This is a genomic window from Streptomyces sp. NPDC048257, from assembly GCF_043201855.1.
Lineage (GTDB): Bacteria > Actinomycetota > Actinomycetes > Streptomycetales > Streptomycetaceae > Streptomyces.
In genome coordinates, this window is sequence record NZ_JBICZI010000018.1 from 46,908 (window position 1) to 68,791 (window position 21,884).

Here is a 21,884-nt window from a genome sequence, read left to right on the forward strand (position 1 = left end):
TACGCCCTCAGGCGCCGTGGAGGCGGTTCGCCGCTCCCACCGCGCGCAGCACGGCGGCCGCCTTGTTGCGGCACTCCTGGTCCTCCAGCTCGGGCACCGAGTCGGCGACGACACCCGCGCCCGCCTGCACGTACGCCGTCCCGTCGCGCAGCAGCGCCGTGCGGATGGCGATGGCGGTGTCGGAGTCCCCGGCGAAGTCCAGGTAGCCGACGCAGCCGCCGTACAGGCCGCGGCGCGTGGGCTCCAGCTCCTCGATGATCTGCATGGCCCGGGGCTTGGGCGCGCCCGAGAGGGTGCCGGCGGGGAAGCACGCGGTGAGCACGTCGAAGGCGGTCCTGCCCTCGGCGACCCGGCCGGTGACCGTGGACACGATGTGCATGACGTGCGAGTACCGCTCGACGGACATGAAGTCGACGACCTCGACGGAGCCCGGCTCGCAGACCCGGCCCAGGTCGTTGCGGCCCAGGTCGACGAGCATCAGGTGCTCGGCGCGCTCCTTCGGGTCGGCCATCAGCTCCTCGGCGAGCTCGTGGTCCTCCTGCGGGGTCGCGCCGCGGTGGCGGGTACCGGCGATGGGGTGGACCATGGCCCGCCCGTCCTCGACCTTGACCAGCGCCTCGGGGCTGGAGCCGACCACGTCGAAGCCGTTCTCGAAGCGGAAGAGGTACATGTACGGCGACGGGTTGGTGGCCCGCAGCACCCGGTAGACGTCCAGCGCGGAGGCCTGGCAGGGGGTCTCGAACCGCTGCGAGGGCACCACCTGGAAGGCCTCGCCGGCCCGGATGCGCTCCTTGATGTCCTCGACGGCCGCCTGGTACTTCTCTCCGCCCCACAGGGCGGAGAACTCGGGCAGCTCGGAGGCGGGCAGCGCGGCCGGCACGTAGGGGGCGGGGCGCGCCAGGTCGGCCTCCATCGCGTCGAGGCGGGCCACCGCGTCCGCGTACGCCTCGTCGACCCCGGATTCGAGGTCGTTGTGGTTGATGGCGTTGGCGATGAGCTGGACGGTGCCGTCCCAGTGGTCCAGGACGGCCAGGTCGGAGGTGAGCAGCATGGTCAGCTCGGGCAGCTCCAGGTCGTCGCTGGTGTGCTCGCCGATGCGCTCCAGGCGGCGCACGATGTCGTAGCCGAGGTAGCCGACCATGCCGCCCGTGAAGGGGGGCATGGCGCCCGCCAGGTCGCGGGGGGTGTGCAGGGCCTCGACGGTGGCGCGCAGGGCGTCGAGCGGGTCCCCGTCGGTGGGTACGCCGACGGGCGGGGTGCCGATCCAGTGCGCCCGGCCGTCCCGGGCGGTCAGGGTGGCGTCGCTGCGGACCCCGATGAAGGAGTACCGGGACCAGGAGCGGCCGTTCTCGGCGGACTCCAGGAGGAAGGTGCCGGGGCGTTCGGCGGCCAGCTTGCGGTAGAGCCCGACGGGGGTGTCCCCGTCGGCCAGCAGCTTGCGGCTCACGGGGATCACGCGGCGGTCGGCCGCGAGCTTGCGGAACGTCTCAAGATCCATTGCGTGGGACCCTACCTAGTCGGCTGCGCGGAGGAGGACATCGTCGTCGAAGCAGGTGCGTGCCCCGGTGTGGCAGGCCGCTCCGACCTGGTCGACGCGGACGAGCACAGTGTCGGCATCGCAGTCGAGCGCGACGGACTTCACGTGCTGGAAGTGGCCGGAAGTATCCCCCTTCACCCAGTACTCCTGACGGCTGCGGGACCAGTAGGTGCAGCGGCCCGTGGTCAGGGTGCGGTGCAGGGCCTCGTCGTCCATCCAGCCGAGCATGAGCACCTCACCGGTGTCGTACTGCTGGGCGATGGCCGGGACCAGGCCGTCCGCGGAGCGCTTGAGGCGCGCGGCGATGGCGGGATCGAGGGTGCCGGGGCGGGGGGACGTACTCATGGGGACATTGTGCCGGGCCGGGGAGGGGGGTAACGGTCCCTGTCCGCCTGATGAGCGGGCGCTCGGCGTGTTCCGACCGTAGGGTGGCCCGTATGTCTACCCATGCGAAGCGTGAACGCCTGCTGCTGGCGGACCTGTTGGAGGCGGCCGGTCCGGAGGCCCCCACGCTGTGCGCCGGCTGGACCTGCCGTGAGCTGGCCGCGCACGTGGTGGTGCGCGAGCGGCGGCCCGACGCGGCGGGCGGTCTGCTGCTGAACGTGCTGAAGGCCCGCCTGGACAAGGCGATGGAGGAGTACACGGCCAAGCCGTACGAGGAACTCATCCAGTTGATCAGGACCGGCCCGCCGAGGCTGTCGGTGTACGCGCTGAAGCAGATCGACGAGGCGGCGAACGCGGTCGAGTTCTACGTGCACGCGGAGGACGTCCGGCGGGCGCAGCCGGACTGGACCCCGCGCGAACTGGATCCGGTCTTCTCGGACGCGCTCTGGTCCCGGCTGGAGAAGCTGGCCCGGCTGACGGGCCGCCGCTCGCCGGTGGGCCTGGTGCTACGGCGCCCGGACGGGCGGACCGTGGTGGCGCGCAAGGGTGCGCCGGTGGTGACGGTGACCGGCGAGCCGGGTGAACTGACCTTGTTCTGTTTCGGCCGGCAGGACGCCGCCGCGGTGACCCTGGACGGCGAGAAGGAGGCCGTGGCCAAGCTGATGGTGGCGGCCCTGGGCATCTGACCCGGCGGGCCGTCCTCCTGGGGCTCCGCCCCGGCCCCCGCGGCACGCGGGGCCGTGGGGCGGTGACACTCCGGGGGCTCCCCGCAGGCGGGCGAACCACCACCGAGTCCGGTTCCGGCGCGGCTCGGGTTCGCAAGCCGAGGAGAGCTCCCGGAGGGGCACCGCCCCCCCCCGAAGCCAAACCCAGCCCCACCGGCGATTGAGGCGCGGCCACCGGGCCGCACCCGACAGGGAAACCCGCACCGCCGGGCCAGGGCAAGGGCCGCACCCGGAGGACGATCGGCCCCCGGGGACGGGATCAGCGGACCGGGTGGCCCGCTGCGCGGAGGGTGGACTTGACCTCGGAGATCCGCAGATCGCCGAAGTGGAACACCGACGCCGCGAGCACCGCGTCCGCGCCCGCCTCGATCGCCGGGGCGAAGTGCGCCAGCTCCCCCGCACCGCCCGACGCGATCACCGGGACCGTGACGTGCTTGCGCACCGCCGCGATCATCTCGGTGTCGTAGCCGTCCTTGGTGCCGTCCGCGTCCATCGAGTTGAGGAGGATCTCCCCCGCCCCCAGCTCGGCCGCCCGGTGGGCCCATTCCACGGCGTCGATGCCGGTGCCCCGGCGGCCGCCGTGCGTGGTCACCTCGAAGGTCCCGGCCTCGGTGCGCCGCGCGTCCACGGACAGGACGAGGACCTGCCGGCCGAAGCGCTCCGCGATCTCCTGGATGAGCTCGGGGCGGGCGATGGCGGCGGTGTTCACGCCGACCTTGTCCGCACCGGCCCGCAGCAGCTTGTCCACGTCGTCCGCGGTGCGGACGCCGCCGCCCACGGTCAGCGGGATGAAGACCTGCTCCGCGGTCCTGCGCACGACGTCGTACGTGGTCTCGCGGTTGCCGGAGGACGCGGTGATGTCGAGGAAGGTCAGCTCGTCGGCGCCCTCGGCGTCGTACAGCTTGGCCATCTCCACCGGGTCACCGGCGTCGCGCAGGTTCTGGAAGTTGACGCCCTTGACGACCCGGCCGTTGTCCACGTCCAGGCAGGGGATCACCCGTACGGCGAGGGTCATTCGGCCACCGCCCTGAACGCCTCGACCTCCACCTCGACGACCATGCCGGGGTCGACGAAGCCGGAGACGATGAGCATGGTCGCGGCGGGCCGGACCGCGTCGAAGAGCTGCTTGTGGGCGCGGCCCACCTCGTCCACGTCCCGGGCGTGCGTGAGGTACATCCGGGTGCGGACCACGTCCTCGGGGCCCAGGCCGGCCTCGGCGAGCGCCTTGAAGGCGACCTCGAAGGCCTTGACCGCCTGGTCGTACGGGCCGCCCGCGTCGGGGGCGGTGCAGCCGGAGACCAGGACCAGCCCGTTGGAGAGGGCCACGGCTCGCGAGTAGCCGATCACGTCCTCGTAGGCACCGCCGGAGGAGATGCGGCGTACGTCGGGGGAGGAACTCATGCGGAGACCACCTTCAGGGCTTCTTCCAGGGTGAAGGCCTTGGCGTACAGGGCCTTGCCGACGATCGCGCCCTCGACGCCCTGCGGGACGAGTTCGGACAGCGCCCGCAGGTCGTCGAGCGAGGAGATGCCGCCGGAGGCGACGACGGGCCGGTCGGTGGCGGCGCAGACGTTCTTCAGCAGCTCCAGGTTGGGGCCGGTGAGCGTGCCGTCCTTGCCGATGTCGGTGACGACGTACCGCGCGCAGCCCTCGGAGTCCAGGCGGGCGAGGGTCTCGTAGAGGTCGCCGCCCTCGCTGGTCCAGCCGCGGCCCTTGAGGGTGGTGCCGCGGACGTCGAGGCCGACCGCGATCCTGTCGCCGTGCTGGGCGATGGCCTTGGCGGCCCACTCGGGGGTCTCCAGGGCGGCGGTGCCCAGGTTGACGCGGGTGCAGCCGGTGGCGAGCGCCGCGGCGAGCGAGGCGTCGTCGCGGATGCCGCCGGACAGTTCGACCTTGATGTCCATGGCGCCGGTGATCTCGGCGACGAGGGCGCGGTTGTCCCCGGTGCCGAAGGCGGCGTCGAGGTCGACCAGGTGCAGCCATTCGGCGCCGGCGGACTGCCAGGCGAGGGCGGCCTCCAGCGGGGAGCCGTAGGAGGTCTCGCTGCCGGACACGCCGTGCACGAGGCGGACGGCCTGTCCGTCGCGGACGTCGACCGCGGGGAGGAGCTCAAGCGTCTTGCGCATCAGAGGGTCTCGATCCAGTTGGTGAGGAGCTGGGCGCCGGCGTCGCCGGACTTCTCGGGGTGGAACTGCGTGGCCCACAGGGCCCGGTTCTCCACCGCCGCCACGAAACGCTCGCCGTGGGTGGCCCAGGTGACCTTGGGGGCGCGGATCAGCGGGTTGGTGACTTCCAGGCTCCAGTCGTGCGCCGCGTAGGAGTGCACGAAGTAGAAGCGGGCGTCGTCGTCCAGGCCCTTGAAGGCCTGGCTGTCGGCCGGGGCGTCGACGGTGTTCCAGCCCATGTGCGGGACGATCGGGGCCTTGAGCGGGCCGACCGTGCCGGGCCACTCGTCCAGGCCTTCGGTCTCGACTCCGTGCTCGATGCCTCGCTCGAAGAGGATCTGCATGCCGACGCAGATGCCCATGACGGGGCGGCCGCCGGAGAGCCGGCGGCCGATGATCCAGTCGCCGCGGGCGTCCTTGAGGCCCTGCATGCAGGCGGAGAAGGCGCCGACGCCGGGGACGAGGAGCCCGTCGGCGTCCATGGCCTTGTCGTAGTCGCGGGTGATCTCCACGTCCGCGCCGACGCGGGCGAGGGCGCGCTCGGCGGAGCGGACGTTGCCGAAGCCGTAGTCGAAGACGACGACCTTCTTGGTGGGGCGGGCTGCGCTCATTCCCAGATTCCTTGGATCCGCAGGACTCCGGCGGCGAGACACATCGCGGAGCCGATGGCGAGCAGGATGATGACCGACAGGGGCATCTTCTGCTTCTGGAAGGAGTAGACGCCGCCGGCCAGGAAGAGGCCGACGACGATCAGGATGGTGTTCAGGCCGTTCACGGCTAGAGGGCGCCCTTCGTGGAGGGCAGGATGCCGGCCGCGCGCGGGTCGAACTCCGCGGCGTAGCGCAGGGCGCGGGCGAGGGCCTTGAACTGGCACTCCACGATGTGGTGGGCGTTGCGGCCGTACGGGACGTGGATGTGCAGGGCGATCTGGGCCTGCGCGACGAAGGACTCGAAGATGTGCCGGGTCATCGTCGTGTCGTACGTGCCGATCATCGGCGCCATGTTCTCGGGCTCGGTGTGCACGAGGTAGGGGCGGCCGGACAGGTCGACGGTCACCTGGGCGAGGGACTCGTCGAGCGGCACGGTGCAGTTGCCGAAGCGGTAGATGCCGACCTTGTCGCCGAGGGCCTGCCTGAAGGCGGCGCCGAGCGCGAGCGCGCTGTCCTCGATGGTGTGGTGGCTGTCGATGTGCAGGTCGCCCTCGGTCTTGACGGTGAGGTCGAAGAGGCCGTGGCGGCCGAGCTGGTCGAGCATGTGGTCGTAGAAGCCCACGCCCGTCGAGACGTCGACCTTGCCGGTGCCGTCGAGGTTTATCTCGACGACGACGGAGGTCTCCTTGGTGGTCCGTTCGACCCGTCCGATGCGGCTCATGCGTGCTGCTCCTTCTTCAGTGCGCGAACCGCTTCCAGGAACGCGTCGTTCTCTGCCGGGGTGCCGGCGGTGACCCGCAGCCATCCCGGTACGCCGTTGTCCCGGACCAGGACGCCCTGGTCGAGGATCTTCTGCCAGGCGGTGTGCGAGTCCTCGAACTTCCCGAACTGGATGAAGTTCGCGTCGGATTCGGTGACCTCGAAGCCGATGGCCCGCAGTTCGGCGACCAGGCGGTCGCGCTCGGCCTTGAGCTGCTCGACGTAGCCGAGCAGGGTGTCGGTGTGCTCCAGGGCGGCCAGTGCGGTGGCCTGGGTGACGGCCGACAGGTGGTACGGCAGGCGCACCAGCTGGACGGCGTCGACGACGGCGGGGTGCGCGGCCAGGTAGCCCAGGCGCAGACCGGCCGCGCCGAAGGCCTTGGACATGGTCCGGGAGACCACCATGTTCGGGCGGCCCTCGATGAGGGGCAGCAGCGAGTCGCGGTGGCTGAACTCCACGTACGCCTCGTCCACGATCACCAGGGAGGGCTTGGCGGCCTGGGCGGCCTCGTAGAGGGCGAGGACCGTCTCCGCCTCGACCGCGGTGCCCGTGGGGTTGTTGGGGGAGGTGATGAAGACGACGTCGGGGGCGTGCTCGGCGATCGCCCGCTCCGCCGCCTCCACGTCGATCGTGAAATCCTCGCGGCGCGGGCCGGAGATCCACCCGGTGCCGGTGCCGCGCGAGATCAGCGCGTGCATCGAGTAGGAGGGCTCGAATCCGAGTGCGGTGCGGCCCGGGCCGCCGAAGGTCTGCAGCAGCTGCTGGATGACCTCGTTGGAGCCGTTGGCGGCCCATACGTTCTCCCGCGCGACCGGGTGCTTGCCCGTACGGGTGAGGTAGGCGGCCAGCTCGGTGCGCAGCTCGACCGCGTCCCGGTCGGGGTAGCGGTTGAGGGTGCGGGCCGCCTCGGCGACGCGCTCGGCGATGCGCCGTACGAGCTCCTCGGGCAGCTCGTACGGGTTCTCGTTGGTGTTCAGCTGGACGGGCACGTCGAGCTGCGGGGCGCCGTACGGGCTCTTGCCGCGCAGCTCGTCCCGGATGGGCAGGTCGTCGATTCCGAAGCTCACTGGGTGGGCACCTTCCAGCCGAAGCGCGCCTTCAGGGCGGCGCCGTGCGCGGGCAGGTCCTCGGCCTCGGCGAGCGTCACCACGTGGTGGGTGACCTCGGCGAGGGCGTCCCGCGTGTAGTCGACGATGTGGATGCCGCGCAGGAAGGACTGGACGGACAGGCCGGAGGAGTGGCAGGCGCAGCCGCCGGTGGGCAGCACGTGGTTCGACCCGGCGCAGTAGTCGCCGAGCGAGACCGGGGCCCACGGGCCGACGAAGATCGCGCCGGCGTTGCGTACGCGGGCGGCCCAGGCGGCGGCATCGGCGGTCTGGATCTCCAGGTGCTCGGCGCCGTACGCGTCCACGACCTTGAGGCCGTCCTCCAGGCTGTCGACCAGCACGATCGCGGACTGCTTGCCGGCGAGCGCGGGCTTGATCCGGTCCTCGACGTGCTTGGTCGCGGCGACCTGCGGCTCCAGCTCCTTCTCCACGGCGTCCGCGAGCTCCGCGGAGTCCGTGACGAGCACGGCGGCGGCCAGCGGGTCGTGCTCGGCCTGGCTGATCAGGTCGGCGGCGACGTGCACCGGGTCGGCCGTGGAGTCGGCGAGGACGGCGATCTCGGTCGGGCCGGCCTCGGTGTCGATGCCGATCTTCCCGGTGAAGTAGCGCTTGGCGGCGGCGACCCAGATGTTGCCGGGGCCGGTCACCATGTTGGAGGGCAGGCACTCGTCGGTCCCGTACGCGAACATCGCGACGGCCTGGGCCCCACCGGCCGCGTACACCTCGTCCACGCCGAGCAGCGCGCACGCGGCGAGGATCGTCGGGTGCGGCAGGCCGCCGAACTCCCTCTGCGGCGGGGACGCGAGCGCGATCGACTCGACGCCCGCCTCCTGGGCCGGTACGACGTTCATGACGACGGAGGAGGGGTACACCGAGCGGCCGCCCGGGGCGTACAGCCCCACGCGCTCGACGGGAACCCACTTCTCGGTCACGGTGCCGCCGGGGACCACCTGGGTGGTGTGCTCGGTGCGGCGCTGGTTGCGGTGCACGATCCGGGCGCGCCGGATCGACTCCTCGAGGGCGGCGCGGACGGCCGGGTCCAGCTGCTCCAGGGCGGCCTCGATGGCCTCCGCGGGCACCCGGACCTGCGAGAGCTCGACCCCGTCGAACTTCTGCGCGTACTCGATCAGCGCCGCCGTGCCACGATGATGGACGTCCTCGCAGATGGGCCGCACCTTCTCCAGGGCAGCTTCTACGTCGAACTCGGCACGGGGCAGCAGATCGCGCAGGGCGCCACCCTCGGGGAGGGCGTCACCGCGCAGGTCGATACGAGAGATCACCTCACAATTCTCTCAGACCGCTTCGCGCCACCGTTCGCCCGTATCACTGGCTGATACAGGCCCCGGATGTCACAGGTGCCCGTTAGCGTTCCCTCTCCACGTAGATGACCGCGGAGGGGGGCCGCCGTGACCGAGGCGCGCACGGACGAGGAACCGGCGGATCTCACCGCTGCCGAACGCCGCATGTGGGACGCGTACCGCACGGGCAGCGTCTGCGACCTCAGCGCCCGCGCCGCCGACCGGGACGATCCGCACGCCGAGCACGTCTGGGGGCCCGAGCGCAGCGTCCGCGCCCGGGTGGTCGCCCGGCTGCTGCTGCACGGGCCGCCGCCGGTGCCGGGCCGGGTGGCCTCGCTCAAGCTGCGCGGGGTGCGGATCAGCGGGCGGCTGGAACTGTCCGGTGGCACGGTGGCCCCGTACGTGGAGCTCCAGTCGTGCCGCTTCGACAGCGAGATCCAGCTGTCGGAGGCCCGTTTCGGCACGCTGCGGATGGTCAACTGCGCGATACCGCGGCTGGAGGCCGCCCGTCTGCACACCGAGGGCGATCTGCACCTGCCGCGCTGCCGCGTGGCGCGCGGGATCCGGCTGACCGACGCGCAGATCGGCACCGACCTGCTGGTCAGCCAGGCCGTGGTGCAGCGGGACAACAAGGGCCGGGCGATCGCCGCCGACGGGCTGTCCGTCGCGCAGGACTTACAGGGCGAGCTGCTGGAGACGTACGGGGAGGTGAGCCTGCGCGGCGCCAAGGTCGGCGTGTCGATGAACCTGCGCGGGGCCCGCCTGCTCAACCCGTCCGGGCGGTTCGCGCTCAACGCTCCGCAGCTGACGGTCGAGCGGACCCTGTACCTGACCTCCATCGCGCTGGACTACGCGGCGTACGGGGGCTCCTCCACTCCCCCGTACGGGCTGGGGCCGACGCCCACCCGCGGCCGGCGGGCCCGGCACTTCGAGTGTGACGGCGGGCTGCGGCTGGACGACGGCCGGTTCGGGGACGCCATCGACTTCTACGGCGCGCGGTTCACGCTCACCCCCGAGCAGGAGATATCCCTGCGCCGGATCCAGACGCCCGAGTTCCGCTTCGTCGGCGAGCGGCCGGAGCAGGGGCGGGTGGTGGTGTCCGGGGCCAAGGTGGTCAAGCTGGTCGACACCTCCACGAGCTGGCCGGGCCCGGGCGCGGTGTCCATCGAGGGGTTCGTCTACGAGAACCTCGCGCCCCGCGGGCATTTCCCGCTCTCCCGCCGCCTGGACTGGGTGGAGGCGGCCACTTTGGAGTACTCGCCGGAGCCGTACGAGCGGCTGGCCGCCGTACTGCGGGCCAGCGGCGAGGACGCGGACGCCCGCGAGGTGCTGCTGGCCAAGCAGCGCCGGCGCCGGACGACCCTGCCGCCCTGGCCGAAGGCGTGGGGGTACCTCCAGGACTGGACGGTGGTCTACGGGTACCGGCCGGGCCGGGCCGCGCTGTGGATGGCGGTGCTGTGGGCGGCGGGGGCGCTGCTGTTCTCCCAGCTCGACCCGCCGGCGATCAAGGAGGACGAGCACCCGCAGTGGAGCGCCGCGCTGTACGCGCTGGACCTGCTGCTCCCGGTGATTGACCTCGGCCAGCAGGGGCAGTGGAAGCTGGAGGGCGGCTGGCAGTGGGGGGCGGCGGGCCTCGTCATCATGGGCTGGATCCTGGCCACGACGGTGGCGGCGGGGGCCTCCCGGCTGCTGCGGCGGGGGTGACGGCCGCGGGGGGCGTCCGGTGGATCCCGGGCCTGCGGCCGTCCGCCCCTCAAACGCCGGACACCCTCCGGGTCCCTGGCGATTACCCTGTGCCAGTGACCACCGTTCGCCTGCCCCTCTTCCCGCTGAACACGGTGCTGTTCCCGGGACTCGTCCTCCCGCTGAACATCTTCGAGGAGCGTTATCGCGCCATGATGCGCGAGCTGCTGAAGACGGGCGAGGACGAACCGCGCCGCTTCGGGGTCGTCGCGATCCGCGACGGCCGGGAGGTCGCGCCCACCGCGCCAGGCCTGCCGGACCAGACGGCCCTGCCCGAGCGCGGCCCCGCGGCGGGCTTCGGGCCCGACCCGATCCAGGCCTTCCACCGGGTGGGCTGCATCGCCGACGCGGCGACCGTACGGGAGCGCGAGGACGGCAGCTTCGAGGTCCTGGCGACCGGTACGACACGGGTCCGGCTGATCTCGGTCGACGCCTCGGGCCCCTTCCTGACGGCGGAGCTGGAAGAGCTCCCGGAGGACGCGGGCGACGGCGCGGGCGTACTGGCCGAGGGGGTGCTGAGGGCCTTCCGCAGCTACCAGAAGCGGCTGGCCGGGGCCCGCGAGCGGTCCCTGACCGGCGCGGAGCTCCCCGACGAGCCCTCGGTGGTCTCGTACCTGGTGGCAGCGGCGGCGGTCCTGGACATCCCGGCGAAACAGCGGCTGCTCCAGGCCCCGGACACCGCGACCCGCCTGGCGGAGGAGCTGAAGCTGCTGCGTACGGAGACGGCGGTCATCCGCCACCTCCCGTCCCTGCCGGCGGTGGACCTGACCCGTGCCCCGACGAGCCCGAACTGAGCGCACACCGATGGCGAAGAAGTCCAGGCAGGCAGCAGGAACCCCGGCGATCGTCGCCCTGACGGCGGCGGGGGTCGCGTTCACCACGCACGCGTACGAGCACGACCCGGCCCATTCCTCGTACGGGGAGGAGGCGGCGCAGGCGCTCGGCGTCTCGCCCGCGCAGGTCTTCAAGACCCTGGTCGCGGACGTGGACGGCGTCCTGACGGTGGCGGTGGTCCCGGTCTCGGGGTCACTGGACCTCAAGGCCCTGGCCACGGCGGTCGGCGGCAAGCGTGCGGCGATGGCCGACCCGGCCCTGGCGGAGCGCACCACGGGCTACGTCCGCGGGGGCATCTCCCCGCTGGGGCAGCGCAAGCGGCTGCGCACGGTGATCGACGCCTCGGCCTCGGCACACCCCACGATCTGCTGCTCGGCGGGCCGCCGCGGCCTGGAGGTCGAACTCTCCCCGTCGGACCTGACGACCCTCACCTCGGCCACCCTGGCCCCGATCGCCCGCCCTTAGCCTGCGGCGCCGGCACCCCTCCAGCCCCGCCGGCGTTTGAGGCGCGGGGTCCGGGGCGGAGCCCCGATCTTTCAGCCCCGCCGGCGTTTGAGGCGCGGGGTCCGGGCAGCGCCCGGCAGGATCAGCCGCGCGGAGCCTCCGACGCCGAGGGGGCCGCGTCGGCAGGCGGCGGCGCCTGGTAGTACCCCGTCCAGCCGATCACCGGCACGGGATCCGGATCCCGCGGCGCCCACAACGCGGTGAGCCCCAGATGCAGCAGCACGGCCGTCATCGGCCAAGCCAGCAGCGCCCCGTGCGCGAGCAGCTCCAGCGGCGCATCGAACGGAACCCCCTTGCCCGCCTCCTTCGCGGCGGCGACCAGGTCCGACGACGGCCCCAGCCACAGCCCGAACCGCCACCCCACCAGCGCGCCGAAGACGGACCCGACCGCGAGCCCGATCACCATCGGCACGCCGCCGGCCCGGCGCCACAGGAACGCCCCGACGGCGCTGAGCACGCCCAGCCCCAGCGACAGCAGGAAGAACGTGCCGTCGGAGGCGATCCGCGCCTCGCTCTCGCTGTTGCTCAGGAACACCGCCTCTCCGTTGGAGACGTACTGCACCCGGGGGGCCAGCCACACCCACAGCAGGCCGAGGAGCAGACCGGCCACCCCGACCAGCAGGGCGACGACGGCCCCGTCCCGGATGTCCTCGGGGGTGATCGCCCCGGAGGCACCGCCCGGCTTCTCGGGCGGGAGCGGCGGCGGGTCGAGAGGGGACTGCGGGGTCACGGCTTCGGTCACCCCCACATCGTGCCAGGTGTGCCCGGCGGCGGCGTCGGCGGACCGCGTCAGCGGACGGCCGCCCGGCGGTACGCCCAGGTCGCGACGGTCAGCGAGAGGAACCCCACGGCCCCGCACACGCCCAGGTCGAAGGCGACGGCGGCCCAGTCCGGCTCGGGCGCGAAGGTACGGGCGAACGCCTCGACCCCGTACGTGGACGGCAGCAGGTCCCGCGCCCACACGATCACGTCCGGCATCCGCTCCGGCGGCAGCACCCCGAGCAGCAGCGCCGCCGACATCCCGAGCTGCCCCGCGAGGGTGGCCAGCTCCTGCCGCGGTGCCAGCAGTCCCAGCGCCGCGCCGAGCCCGGCCAGCGCGGCCCCGGCCAGCGGTACCACCGCGGCCAGGATCCACAGCCCGCTCATCGGCAGCCCGAAGAGCACGCACCCGAAGACGGCGGTGACCAGGGTCCCCGGCAGGGTGAAGGAGGCGTACGCGGCGGCCGCGCCCAGCACCACCGACGCGGGCGGCACCGGCAGGGTGGCGTAGTGGTCGAGTCCGCCGCCGGCCCGCAGCTGCCCGAAGTACTGGGCGAGCAGGTTCAGCGCGACGAAGGCGACGACGAGCACCGAGGATCCGGCGACGACGGCGCGGGCCTCGGAGCCCCCGTCGACGACGCCCCGCATGAGGATCATGATCCCGACGGACTGGAAGGTGGCGACGAACAGCAGCGGGATGCGTGCCACCCGGGCCCGGGACAGCTGGGCCCGGTACACGGCGGCCAGCGCGGGGAAGAACCGCGCCCTCGGCGCGAGGACCCCTACGGCGGTGGTGGTCATGACTTCACCAGACCCTTCGTCCGCCCGCCCAGCGCCAGGTAGACGTCCTCCAGGCTCGGTGTCGCCAGCGTGAAATCGTCGAGGGCGGCGAAGGCCGGTCCGCCGGTGACCGCGGCCACCGCGGCGCGGGCCTCGTCCGGCGCCAGCCGCAGCACCCAGCGGCGTCCTGCCTCGGCGGCCTGCGGAGCGAGCGCCGCGACCTCCGGGACCTCCAGCGGCGGGGCGGAGCGCCAGACCAGCTCCAGCCGGACCTCGCCCGCGACGGTGGCCTTCAGTCCGGCCGGGGTGTCGCAGGCGATGACCTGGCCCTGGTCGATGACGGCGACCCGGTCCAGGACGGTCTCGGCCTCGATGACGTTGTGGGTGACGAGCAGGACGGTCGCGCCGTGCTCCGCACGCCGCCGGTCGACCGCGGACCACACGGCCCGCCGGGCCACCGGGTCCATGCCGGTGGTGGGCTCGTCGAGGACCAGTACGGGCCGCTCCCCCACCAGCGCGGTGGCGAAGCAGGCGAGGCGGCGCTGGCCGCCGGAGAGTTTCTTCAGGGGCCGTCCCGCGATCGGGGTCAGCCCGAGTTCCTCCAGGACGGCGTCGCGCGCGGCCCGGGCCGATCGGACGTCGAGCCCGCGCAGCCGCCCGGTGGTCTCGGCGGCCAGCGACACCGTCAGCTCGTCCAGGGCGGTGGATTCCTGCCCCAGGTAGGCGAGCAGCCGGGAGGCCCGCTCGGGGTGCCGTACGAGGTCGTGGCCGAGCAGGGTCACGGAGCCGGAGTCCGGTCGCATCAGGCCGGTGAGCTGGCGGACCAGGGTGGACTTGCCGGCGCCGTTGGGGCCGAGCAGGCCGAAGACCTCGCCGCGCGCGACGTCCAGGGAGATCCCGTCGTTGGCGCGGGTCTCGGGCAGGGCGGGAGCCCCGCGCCGGCCACGTACCGCGGGATACGTCTTGACCAGGTCACGCACCGCGCAGATGACGTCCGGCGCCGCTCCCGCGGCCGCCGCCGTGCCTTCTCGCGCCTGTGCTGTGCCCGTACTCACGAGGGAGCAGCCTACGGGGTTCCCGGCCCTACTCGGCCGTCGGGGTCAGCGGGGCGGGGAGGTCGCCGGGGCCGGCTCCGGGTGCCGAGGCCGGTACCGCGGCCACGTGTTCGGCGGCGGCGCGGACGTCGATCTCCCGCCAGAACCCGGCGCGGATGGCGTACCGGTCGTGCTCGTCGATCTGGTCGTCCTTGTGCGCGAGCAGCCCGAACCGGGCGGCGTATCGCAGTAGTTCGCCGTCGATCCGGTGCGGGATCCGCGGGTACATCGTGGCCAGCTTCTGCAGGTGCACGGCCTCCGGGAGCCGCTCCATCCAGCGCCGGGCGAACACCTGTCCCACCTCGAACGGGTCGCCGCCGACGGTGGTGATGTCCTCCTCCCGGTCCGCCCAGCGCTGTTCGGCGCTGGTGAGCTGGGCGAGGGTGGGCAGCGAGGCGGTCTCGGCGGGCTCGCCCAGCGGTCCGGCGCGGTCGATCCAGCCCTTGTCGGAGGACCAGCGCAGGGCGCTGGCCGGGGCGTGGGCGCCGCTCGGCCCGGCCTGCGGGCCGCTCTGCTGGCCGGGGGCGCGCAGGGCTCCGGCCAGGTCCTTGGGCGTGGGCACCGGCTTGCCGCCGGGGGCGGTGGGGGCCGGCACGGGGACCCCGTCGCGGTCCTCCTCCCCGGTGGCGGCGGCGCCGTTGCGGGCGGCCTCGGCGAGCGCCGCCTCGGGCAGCGGGGCCGAGAGAATGGCCGCGATGTCCGGGCGCGGTGCGGGCGGCGGGGAGCACAGTCCGGTGAGGTCCTTGGCGCGGACGGCCCGGGTGATCCAGGCCCGGTCCAGGACGCGGCGTTCGTCGGCCTCGGCGACGAGGTCCTCGGACTGGTTGTAGTCCCCGTCGGCGGCCTGGACGGCCCACAGGTGGACGGCGACCCCGTGTTCCTTGGCGGACATCAGGCCGGGCAGCAGGTCTCCGTCGCCGGTGACCAGGACGACGTCGGAGCAGGCGCGGTTGCGGGCGAGCTCGGTGAGCTCGGCGTGCATGGCGGCGTCGACGCCCTTCTGCGCCCAGCGGCCGTCGCTCCGGGTCAGGGCGCCCAGGCGGACGGTGACGCGGGGCATGACGCGCAGCCGCCGGTGCTCGGGCTGGGGCACCCGGTCGGGTGCGCCGTCGAACCAGTAGATGCGCAGCAGGGGCTGCTCGGTGTCGGCCTCGGCCCGCTCGCGCAGGCCCTGGATGAGGGCGGCATGGTCGATGGTGATCCGGGACCGGGAGGGCTCCCCGGCGAGAAGGCTGGCGGCGGCACCCAGCAGGTAGCCGGCGTCCACCAGGACGACGCAGCGGTCCACGCGTTCCACCCTCTTCCCTGGGGGTCCTCTGTAGTTTCGGCGGGTTCCCCGAGTCTGCCCGACCCCAAGGGTGTTGAAGGCCGGAACTCGATCATCGGCGTGGCGGATCTCACTGACGGAGGGCTGTGGGGCATCGGCTACGCGCAGTAATGATCCAAAATGCGCGGTTTCCGGCCCTGTGTGAGTGTGAAGGCGGTCCTGGCCCCTAGACCCTCATGGAGGCTCCACCATGGCCAAGAACAAGAACCAGAAGCAGCCCGCCAAGCAGCAGCCCCGGTCGGGGCAGGATCCGATCAAGGGCACGTCGGAGACCGAGTCGATGTCCTCCTCCTCGGCACCGAGCCCGATGGACATGGCGCACAAGCGCAAGGAGAAGAAGTTCGGCCACAACTGACGGCCGCACTCGGACGCGGAAGGGCCCGCCCGGCAGCACCGGGCGGGCCCTTCCGCAGGTACCGCCGGGGTCGCGCCCCGGGGTGTCATCCGGCCAGGCAGGACGGACCGAGCAGCACCTTGAGGTCGCCGAAGAGGGCGGGGTCGGGCTTGACCCGGTGCTTGTCGAGGCGGAGCACGGTGGTGGTGCGCGGTCCCTGGAGCTTGATCCGGACCTCGCTGTTGCCCTGGTGGTGGCGCAGGATCTCGCCCAGACGGGTCACCATCGGCGGAGTGACCTTGACGGTGGGGATGGTGAGGACCACCGGGGCGTTGGTGCCGGCCGAGGAGAGGTCGGGGACCATCATCTCCATGGCGACCAGGCGGGGGACGTCCTCGCGCTTGTCGAGGCGGCCCTTGACGAAGACCACCGTGTCCTCGACCAGCTGGGTGGAGACGAGCTGGTAGGTCGCCGGGAAGAACATGCATTCGATGGAGCCGGCCAGGTCCTCCACGGTGGCGATGGCCCAGGCGTTGCCCTGCTTGGTCATCTTGCGCTGGAGGCCCGAGATGATGCCGCCGATGGTGACGACCGCGCCGTCGGAGTGCTCGCCGCCGGTCAGCTGGGAGATACCGGCGTCCGTCTTGTCGGACAGCACGTGCTCCAGGCCGAAGAGCGGGTGGTCGGAGACGTAGAGGCCGAGCATCTCGCGCTCCTGGGCGAGCAGGTAGGACTTCTCCCACTCGACGTCGGAGAACTCCACGTCGAGGCCGAATCCGGGCTCGTCGCCCGCGTTCTCGTCACCCATTCCGCCGAACAGGTCGAACTGGCCCTCGGCCTCCTTGCGCTTGACCGCGACCACATTGTCGATCATCGACTCGTGGTGCGCGACCAGCCCCTTTCGGGTGTGGCCCATCTCGTCGTAGGCGCCGGCCTTGATCAGCGACTCGACGGTGCGCTTGTTGCAGACGACGGCCTCGACCTTGTCCAGGAAGTCGGGGAAGGAGGAGAACTTCCCCTTCGCCTTCCTGGTCTTGATGATCGACTCCACCACGTTGGTGCCGACGTTGCGCACCGCGGTGAGGCCGAAGAGGATCACGTCGTCGCCCTGGGCGGCGAAGTTCGGCTCGGACTCGTTCACGTTCGGCGGGAGCACCTTGATGCCCATGCGGCGGCACTCGTTCAGGTAGATCGCGGACTTGTCCTTGTCGTCCTTGACCGAGGTGAGCAGGCCGGCCATGTACTCGGCCGGGAAGTTCGCCTTGAGGTAGGCGGTCCAGTAGGAGACCAGGCCGTACGCGGCCGAGTGGGCCTTGTTGAAGGCGTAGCCGGCGAAGGGGACCAGGACGTCCCACAGGGCCTTGATCGCCTGGTCGCTGAAGCCCTTCTTCTTGGCGCCTTCCTCGAAGATGACGAAGTTCTTCGCCAGCTCCTCGGGCTTCTTCTTGCCCATCACGCGGCGCAGGATGTCGGCCTCGCCGAGCGAGTACCCGGCGATGATCTGGGCGGCCTTCTGAACCTGCTCCTGGTAGACGATCAGGCCGTAGGTGACCGCGAGCACCTCTTCGAGCGGCCCCTCCAGCTCCGGGTGGATCGGGGTGATCTCCTGCTGCTTGTTCTTGCGCAGGGCGTAGTTCGTGTGCGAGTTCATGCCCATCGGACCCGGCCGGTACAGGGCCGAGACGGCGGAGATGTCCTCGAAGTTGTCGGGCTTCATCAGGCGCAGCAGGGAGCGCATGGGCCCGCCGTCGAACTGGAAGACGCCGAGGGTGTCACCGCGGCCGAGCAGTTCGAAGGTCTTGGGGTCGTCGAGCGGCAGGCCCAGGAGATCGATGTCGATCCCCTTGTTGGCCTTCACCATCTTGACGGCGTCGTCCATGATCGTGAGGTTGCGCAGGCCGAGGAAGTCCATCTTCAGCAGGCCGAGCGACTCGCAGCTCGGGTAGTCCCACTGCGTGATGGTCACGCCGTCCGTGTGCCGCACCCAGACGGGTACGTGGTCGGTGATCGTCTCGCTGGACATGATCACGCCGGCCGCGTGCACGCCCATCTGGCGGACCAGGCCCTCCACACCGCGGGCGGTGTCGATGACCTTCTTCACGTCCGGCTCGTTCTCGTACATCCCGCGGATCTCGCCGGCCTCGCCGTAGCGGGGGTGCTGCGGGTCGAGGATGCCGGAGAGCGGGATGCCCTTGCCGAGGACGTCGGCGGGCATGGCCTTGGTGAGGCGGTCGCCCATGGCGTACGGGTAGCCCAGCACGCGGGCCGAGTCCTTGATCGCGTTCTTCGCCTTGATGGTGCCGTAGGTGCCGATCATGGCGACCTTGTCGGCGCCGTACTTGTCGGTCACGTACCGGATCACCTCGACGCGCCTGCGCTCGTCGAAGTCGATGTCGACATCGGGCATGGAGACGCGCTCGGGGTTCAGGAAGCGCTCGAAGATCAGGCCGTGCGTGAGCGGGTCGAGGTCGGTGATGCCCATGGCGTACGCGACGATCGAACCGGCCGCGGAACCACGTCCGGGGCCCACCGCGATGCCCTGGTTCTTGGCCCACATGATGAAGTCGGCGACCACGAGGAAGTAGCCCGGGAAGCCCATCGAGATGATCGTGTCCATCTCGTACTCGGCCTGCTGCATCCGGTCCTCCGGAATGCCTCCGGGGTAGCGGCGGTGCATGCCGCGCATGGTCTCCTCGCGGAACCAGCTGACCTCGGTGTGACCGTCCGGGATGTCGAACTTCGGCATCAGGTTCCGGAACTTGAACATGCCCTCGGTGTCGACCTGGTCCGCGACCAGCCGCGTGTTGGCGCAGCCCTCCTGCCAGGCGTCCGAGGAGTCGATCGCGTACATCTCGTCGGTCGACTTCAGGTAGTAGCCGGTGCCGTCGAAGCGGAAGCGGTCCGGGTCCGAGAGGTTCTTGCCGGTCTGGATGCAGAGCAGGGCGTCGTGGGCGGTGGCCTCGCTCGCGTACGTGTAGTGCGAGTCGTTCGTCACCAGCGGCGGGATGCCGAGCTTCTTGCCGATCTCCAGCAGCCCGTCGCGGACCCGGCGCTCGATCTCGATGCCGTGGTCCATCAGCTCCAGGAAGTAGCGCCCCTCGCCGAAGATGTCCTTGTAGTCGGAGGCGGCCTGCACGGCCTCGTCGAACTGGCCGAGCCGCAGCCTGGTCTGCACCTCGCCGGACGGGCAGCCGGTGGAGGCGATCAGGCCCTCGGACCACTTGGAGATGGTCTCCTTGTCCATCCGCGGCCACTTCGTGAGCCAGCCCTCGGCGTACGCGTCGGAGGACAGCCGGAAGATGTTGTGCAGACCGGTGGCGTTCGACGCCCAGATCGTCTTGTGCGTGTAACCGCCGGAACCGGAGACGTCGTCGCGCTTCTGGTGCGGCTGGCCCCACTGGATGCGCCGTTTGTTGCGCCGGGACTCGGGGGCGACGTACGCCTCGATGCCGATGATCGGCGTGATGCCGGCCTTCTTCGCGGTGTGGAAGAAGTCGTACGCCCCGTGCAGGTTTCCGTGGTCGGACATGGCGATGTGCGTCATGCCCATCTCGTTGCACGCGTTGAACATGTCCTTCAGCCGCGCGGCACCGTCCAGCAGCGAATACTGGGTGTGGACGTGCAGGTGCGTGAACGGCGGCTTTGTCACGGCGCGGGTCCTCCGGGGGCGGGGTGAGGGGGCAGCTTCGAATCCTACGTCGGCCGGGTGACAGCTCACGGGCACTGAGCGGTACGGTCGGGCGTTGCAGAACCAGGAGGACCGATCCGGCGTCCAGTCGATCGGCCCTGAACCAGCCCGTGCACCAGGAGGAACCCGCCATGGCGGTCCCCGAGACGACCGACGAGCAGCGCGCCGAAGAGATCCTCGACGTGTTCGACACCGCGTTCGGTGAGCTGCTCGCCGCCGACCCCGCTGCCTTCCAGGTCAAGTTCCGCAAGATGGCGGCCTCGGCCTTCGCCTTCTACCGGGGCACGGCGTGCCTCTTCTACTCCGACCTGGAGCGGGACCGGCACGGCGGCCCGTACCTGGACGAGCGGACGGGCCGGGTGTGGATCCACGGAGACCTGCACGCCGAGAACTTCGGCACGTACATGGACTCCAACGGCCGGCTGATCTTCAACGTCAACGACTTCGACGAGGCCTACGTCGGCCCCTTCACCTGGGACCTGAAGCGGTTCGTCGCCTCGGTCGCCCTGATCGGCTACACCAAGGCGCTCAGCGACGACCAGATAAGCGAGCTGGTGCGGATCTACGCCGGTGCCTACCGGGAGCGGATCCACCGGCTGGCCGCGGGGGCCAAGCACGAGGAGGTGCCCTCCTTCACGCTGGACACCGCCGAGGGCCCCCTGCTGGCCGCACTGCGCTCGGCCCGCTCCCGCACCCGCTTCTCCCTGCTGGACTCCATGACGGAGATACGGGACTACGAGCGCCGCTTCACGGCCGACGGCGGCTCCATCGAGCTGGACGCCGCCACCCGCTACAAGGTGCTGGCCGCCTTCGACGGGTACCTGGAGACCCTCCCCGACGAGTCCCTCGTACGGCCCGACTCCTACCGGGTCAAGGACGTGGTGGGCCGCCGGGGCGTCGGCATCGGCTCGGCGGGCCTGCCCTCCTACAACATCCTGCTGGAGGGGCACAGCGACGCCTTGGAGAACGACGTCGTGATCTACCTCAAGCAGGCGCAGACCCCGGCGGCCTCCCGGCACATCACGGACCGGGCGGTGCGGGAGTACTTCCAGCACGAGGGGCACCGTACGGTCATCTCCCAGCGCGCCCTGCAGGCGCACGCCGACCCGTGGCTGGGCTGGACGGAGCTGGACGGGGCCGGGCAGCTGGTGGCGGAGGTCTCCCCGTACGCGGTGGACCTGGACTGGTCGGACCTGGACGACCCGGAGGAGATCGCGGCCGTCGTCGCGGACCTGGGCCGGGCTACCGCGACCATGCACGGGGCCGCCGACGCGGACGAGAGCGGGCAGACGCTGGTCCCCTTCTCCACCGAGCGGGCCATCGACGCGGCGATCGCGGCGGACGAGGAGGGCTTCGCGGATCTGCTCGTGGACTTCGCCCATGCCTACGGTGCCCGGGCGCGCGCCGACCACCAGATCTTCGTGGACCTCTTCCGTAACGGGCGTCTCACTCCCTGAGCCGCTGTTCCACAGGAACGCGTGGCACACTCGCGAGGATGGACGTTTCCGGGACGGGACTCAGGGGGCTGCGGGCCGCGCTGTTCAGCGCACTCGTCGTGCTGCTCTCGTCCGGCTCGCACGTCCTGATGTCCCGGGTCCCGCTGCCGCCCTCGCTGGTGGCCGGGGCCTTCGCTGGTGTGTTCGTGATCGCCTACGCGCTCGCGGGCCGCGAACGGGGCTTCGCCCCCATCGCCGGGCTGCTCGTACCGCTGGAGCTGGCCGCCGACACCGTCTTCACCACCGGACAGCACCTCTGCTACGGCCCGGCCGGCGGCCCCGTCGCGGGTCCGCTGCGGGCCATGGGCCTGGACGCCCTGTGTGGCGGCACGCCGGTGGGCGGGCCGCTGACCGAGGTGGCCGGGCCGGCCGAGGCGGCCGCACTGCTGGCCTCGCCCGGGCCGTACACGCCGTGGCTGCTGCTCGGCGCCCACGTCTCGGTGGGGCTGCTCGCGGCCGCGTGGCTGCGCCACGGCGAGCGGGCGCTGGGCCGGCTGCTGCGGGCGGTGGCGGCCCTCGCGTTCCGGCCGCTGCTGCTGGCGGTGGCCTCGGTGGCGGGGGCCTGCCGGCCGGCGCGAGCGCTGCTGCGGTCGGCCCTCCCGGGCGCCGGGGCTCGTACGCGGTTCCCCGCACACTCCGTGGGACGGCGGGGACCCCCCGTGCTCGGCGCGCTCGCCCGCGCCTGACGCACGTACGGCAG

22 protein-coding genes are annotated in these 21,884 nt (G+C 71.9%); 7 read left to right on the forward strand and 15 right to left on the reverse strand.

Going from position 1 to position 21,884, the window contains the following annotated elements; all coding sequences use genetic code 11:
- Positions 1 to 7: 7 nt before the first annotated feature.
- The gene (locus ACGFZK_RS27370) at positions 8 to 1,498 is read right to left on the reverse strand and encodes an anthranilate synthase component I (protein ID WP_393851509.1); all 1,491 of its coding nucleotides are present in this window, start codon (positions 1,496 to 1,498) and stop codon (positions 8 to 10) included.
- 15 nt (positions 1,499 to 1,513) lie between these two features.
- Positions 1,514 to 1,882 carry a phosphoribosyl-AMP cyclohydrolase gene (hisI, locus tag ACGFZK_RS27375; protein ID WP_393851510.1) on the reverse strand — a complete coding sequence of 123 codons (369 nt, stop codon included), beginning with the start codon at positions 1,880 to 1,882 and terminating at the stop codon, positions 1,514 to 1,516.
- Positions 1,883 to 1,974: 92 nt separating this feature from the next.
- Between hisI and ACGFZK_RS27380 the strand changes: the two genes are divergently transcribed.
- Entirely contained in the window at positions 1,975 to 2,607 is a 633-nt protein-coding gene (locus tag ACGFZK_RS27380; RefSeq protein ID WP_393851511.1) for a TIGR03085 family metal-binding protein, read from the forward strand.
- A 298-nt stretch (positions 2,608 to 2,905) separates the two neighbouring features.
- Here the strand turns inward: ACGFZK_RS27380 and hisF are convergent, their stop codons facing one another.
- The 8 genes from hisF to hisD are packed head-to-tail and all read right to left on the reverse strand — an operon-like array spanning position 2,906 to position 8,607.
- Positions 2,906 to 3,661, reverse strand: a complete 756-nt coding sequence (gene hisF, locus ACGFZK_RS27385) for an imidazole glycerol phosphate synthase subunit HisF (protein ID WP_393851512.1) — start codon at positions 3,659 to 3,661, stop codon at positions 2,906 to 2,908.
- Complete coding sequence (locus ACGFZK_RS27390) at positions 3,658 to 4,047, reverse strand: RidA family protein (protein ID WP_393851513.1); 390 nt, start codon at positions 4,045 to 4,047, stop codon at positions 3,658 to 3,660. The genes hisF and ACGFZK_RS27390 overlap by 4 nt, the downstream gene beginning before the upstream one ends.
- Positions 4,044 to 4,772: a bifunctional 1-(5-phosphoribosyl)-5-((5-phosphoribosylamino)methylideneamino)imidazole-4-carboxamide isomerase/phosphoribosylanthranilate isomerase PriA gene (priA, locus tag ACGFZK_RS27395; protein WP_393851514.1), complete on the reverse strand. Its 729-nt coding sequence runs from the start codon at positions 4,770 to 4,772 to the stop codon at positions 4,044 to 4,046. The genes ACGFZK_RS27390 and priA overlap by 4 nt, the downstream gene beginning before the upstream one ends.
- Positions 4,772 to 5,422 (reverse strand): imidazole glycerol phosphate synthase subunit HisH, encoded by a 651-nt coding sequence (gene hisH, locus ACGFZK_RS27400; protein ID WP_393851515.1) that lies wholly within the window; start codon positions 5,420 to 5,422, stop codon positions 4,772 to 4,774. Before hisH ends, priA begins: the two co-directional genes overlap by 1 nt.
- Positions 5,419 to 5,586: a hypothetical protein gene (locus ACGFZK_RS27405; protein WP_393851516.1), complete on the reverse strand. Its 168-nt coding sequence runs from the start codon at positions 5,584 to 5,586 to the stop codon at positions 5,419 to 5,421. Before ACGFZK_RS27405 ends, hisH begins: the two co-directional genes overlap by 4 nt.
- A gap of 2 nt (positions 5,587 to 5,588) precedes the next feature.
- Entirely contained in the window at positions 5,589 to 6,182 is a 594-nt protein-coding gene (gene hisB, locus ACGFZK_RS27410) for an imidazoleglycerol-phosphate dehydratase HisB (RefSeq protein WP_030385546.1), read from the reverse strand.
- Positions 6,179 to 7,288: a histidinol-phosphate transaminase gene (locus ACGFZK_RS27415; protein WP_393851517.1), complete on the reverse strand. Its 1,110-nt coding sequence runs from the start codon at positions 7,286 to 7,288 to the stop codon at positions 6,179 to 6,181. Before ACGFZK_RS27415 ends, hisB begins: the two co-directional genes overlap by 4 nt.
- On the reverse strand, positions 7,285 to 8,607 hold the full coding sequence (hisD, locus tag ACGFZK_RS27420; RefSeq protein WP_393851518.1) for a histidinol dehydrogenase: 1,323 nt from the start codon (positions 8,605 to 8,607) through the stop codon (positions 7,285 to 7,287). The genes ACGFZK_RS27415 and hisD overlap by 4 nt, the downstream gene beginning before the upstream one ends.
- A gap of 126 nt (positions 8,608 to 8,733) precedes the next feature.
- Here hisD and ACGFZK_RS27425 point away from each other — a divergent pair, with 126 nt between their 5' ends.
- The 3 genes from ACGFZK_RS27425 to ybaK all read left to right on the forward strand — a co-directional run bounded on the left by ACGFZK_RS27425 (position 8,734) and on the right by ybaK (position 11,667).
- Positions 8,734 to 10,329: an oxidoreductase gene (locus ACGFZK_RS27425; RefSeq protein ID WP_393851519.1), complete on the forward strand. Its 1,596-nt coding sequence runs from the start codon at positions 8,734 to 8,736 to the stop codon at positions 10,327 to 10,329.
- Positions 10,330 to 10,424: 95 nt separating this feature from the next.
- Entirely contained in the window at positions 10,425 to 11,162 is a 738-nt protein-coding gene (locus ACGFZK_RS27430) for an LON peptidase substrate-binding domain-containing protein (protein ID WP_393851520.1), read from the forward strand.
- A 10-nt stretch (positions 11,163 to 11,172) separates the two neighbouring features.
- Positions 11,173 to 11,667, forward strand: a complete 495-nt coding sequence (gene ybaK, locus ACGFZK_RS27435; protein ID WP_393851521.1) for a Cys-tRNA(Pro) deacylase — start codon at positions 11,173 to 11,175, stop codon at positions 11,665 to 11,667.
- Between the two features lie 121 nt (positions 11,668 to 11,788).
- On the opposite strand, the gene ACGFZK_RS27440 is transcribed toward ybaK, so the two are convergent.
- From ACGFZK_RS27440 to ACGFZK_RS27455, 4 genes are all read right to left on the reverse strand, one after another.
- Positions 11,789 to 12,448, reverse strand: coding sequence for a hypothetical protein (locus ACGFZK_RS27440; protein WP_393851522.1), 660 nt, complete (start codon positions 12,446 to 12,448; stop codon positions 11,789 to 11,791).
- A gap of 47 nt (positions 12,449 to 12,495) precedes the next feature.
- Positions 12,496 to 13,266 carry an ABC transporter permease gene (locus tag ACGFZK_RS27445; protein ID WP_393851523.1) on the reverse strand — a complete coding sequence of 257 codons (771 nt, stop codon included), beginning with the start codon at positions 13,264 to 13,266 and terminating at the stop codon, positions 12,496 to 12,498.
- Positions 13,263 to 14,234, reverse strand: a complete 972-nt coding sequence (locus ACGFZK_RS27450) for an ABC transporter ATP-binding protein (protein ID WP_393851599.1) — start codon at positions 14,232 to 14,234, stop codon at positions 13,263 to 13,265. Before ACGFZK_RS27450 ends, ACGFZK_RS27445 begins: the two co-directional genes overlap by 4 nt.
- 94 nt (positions 14,235 to 14,328) lie before the next feature.
- Positions 14,329 to 15,636, reverse strand: coding sequence for an NYN domain-containing protein (locus ACGFZK_RS27455; protein ID WP_393851524.1), 1,308 nt, complete (start codon positions 15,634 to 15,636; stop codon positions 14,329 to 14,331).
- Positions 15,637 to 15,856: 220 nt separating this feature from the next.
- On the opposite strand from ACGFZK_RS27455, the gene ACGFZK_RS27460 reads away from it, so the two are divergent.
- On the forward strand, positions 15,857 to 16,021 hold the full coding sequence (locus ACGFZK_RS27460; protein ID WP_393851525.1) for a hypothetical protein: 165 nt from the start codon (positions 15,857 to 15,859) through the stop codon (positions 16,019 to 16,021).
- Positions 16,022 to 16,106: 85 nt separating this feature from the next.
- On the opposite strand, the gene dnaE is transcribed toward ACGFZK_RS27460, so the two are convergent.
- Positions 16,107 to 19,649 carry a DNA polymerase III subunit alpha gene (gene dnaE / locus ACGFZK_RS27465; protein WP_393851526.1) on the reverse strand — a complete coding sequence of 1,181 codons (3,543 nt, stop codon included), beginning with the start codon at positions 19,647 to 19,649 and terminating at the stop codon, positions 16,107 to 16,109.
- Between the two features lie 170 nt (positions 19,650 to 19,819).
- Here dnaE and ACGFZK_RS27470 point away from each other — a divergent pair, with 170 nt between their 5' ends.
- Together ACGFZK_RS27470 and ACGFZK_RS27475 are read left to right on the forward strand one after the other, a co-directional pair.
- On the forward strand, positions 19,820 to 21,145 hold the full coding sequence (locus ACGFZK_RS27470) for a DUF2252 domain-containing protein (RefSeq protein ID WP_393851527.1): 1,326 nt from the start codon (positions 19,820 to 19,822) through the stop codon (positions 21,143 to 21,145).
- 38 nt (positions 21,146 to 21,183) lie between these two features.
- The gene (locus ACGFZK_RS27475; RefSeq protein ID WP_393851528.1) at positions 21,184 to 21,870 is read left to right on the forward strand and encodes a hypothetical protein; all 687 of its coding nucleotides are present in this window, start codon (positions 21,184 to 21,186) and stop codon (positions 21,868 to 21,870) included.
- Positions 21,871 to 21,884 lie beyond the last annotated feature (14 nt).

What these genes read in the sequence shown, in the direction of transcription:
- hisF (WP_393851512.1), bottom strand. Translation starts at nt 3,661, where the DNA reads ATGACCCTCGCCGTACGGGTGATCCCCTGCCTGGACGTGGACAACGGC.
- hisI (WP_393851510.1), bottom strand. Translation starts at nt 1,882, where the DNA reads ATGAGTACGTCCCCCCGCCCCGGCACCCTCGATCCCGCCATCGCCGCG.
- ACGFZK_RS27445 (WP_393851523.1), bottom strand. Translation starts at nt 13,266, where the DNA reads ATGACCACCACCGCCGTAGGGGTCCTCGCGCCGAGGGCGCGGTTCTTC.
- ACGFZK_RS27460 (WP_393851525.1), top strand. Translation starts at nt 15,857, where the DNA reads ATGGCCAAGAACAAGAACCAGAAGCAGCCCGCCAAGCAGCAGCCCCGG.
- ACGFZK_RS27470 (WP_393851527.1), top strand. Translation starts at nt 19,820, where the DNA reads ATGGCGGTCCCCGAGACGACCGACGAGCAGCGCGCCGAAGAGATCCTC.
- priA (WP_393851514.1), bottom strand. Translation starts at nt 4,772, where the DNA reads ATGCGCAAGACGCTTGAGCTCCTCCCCGCGGTCGACGTCCGCGACGGA.
- ACGFZK_RS27390 (WP_393851513.1), bottom strand. Translation starts at nt 4,047, where the DNA reads ATGAGTTCCTCCCCCGACGTACGCCGCATCTCCTCCGGCGGTGCCTAC.
- ACGFZK_RS27475 (WP_393851528.1), top strand. Translation starts at nt 21,184, where the DNA reads ATGGACGTTTCCGGGACGGGACTCAGGGGGCTGCGGGCCGCGCTGTTC.
- ybaK (WP_393851521.1), top strand. Translation starts at nt 11,173, where the DNA reads ATGGCGAAGAAGTCCAGGCAGGCAGCAGGAACCCCGGCGATCGTCGCC.
- hisB (WP_030385546.1), bottom strand. Translation starts at nt 6,182, where the DNA reads ATGAGCCGCATCGGACGGGTCGAACGGACCACCAAGGAGACCTCCGTC.
- ACGFZK_RS27380 (WP_393851511.1), top strand. Translation starts at nt 1,975, where the DNA reads ATGTCTACCCATGCGAAGCGTGAACGCCTGCTGCTGGCGGACCTGTTG.
- hisH (WP_393851515.1), bottom strand. Translation starts at nt 5,422, where the DNA reads ATGAGCGCAGCCCGCCCCACCAAGAAGGTCGTCGTCTTCGACTACGGC.
- ACGFZK_RS27370 (WP_393851509.1), bottom strand. Translation starts at nt 1,498, where the DNA reads ATGGATCTTGAGACGTTCCGCAAGCTCGCGGCCGACCGCCGCGTGATC.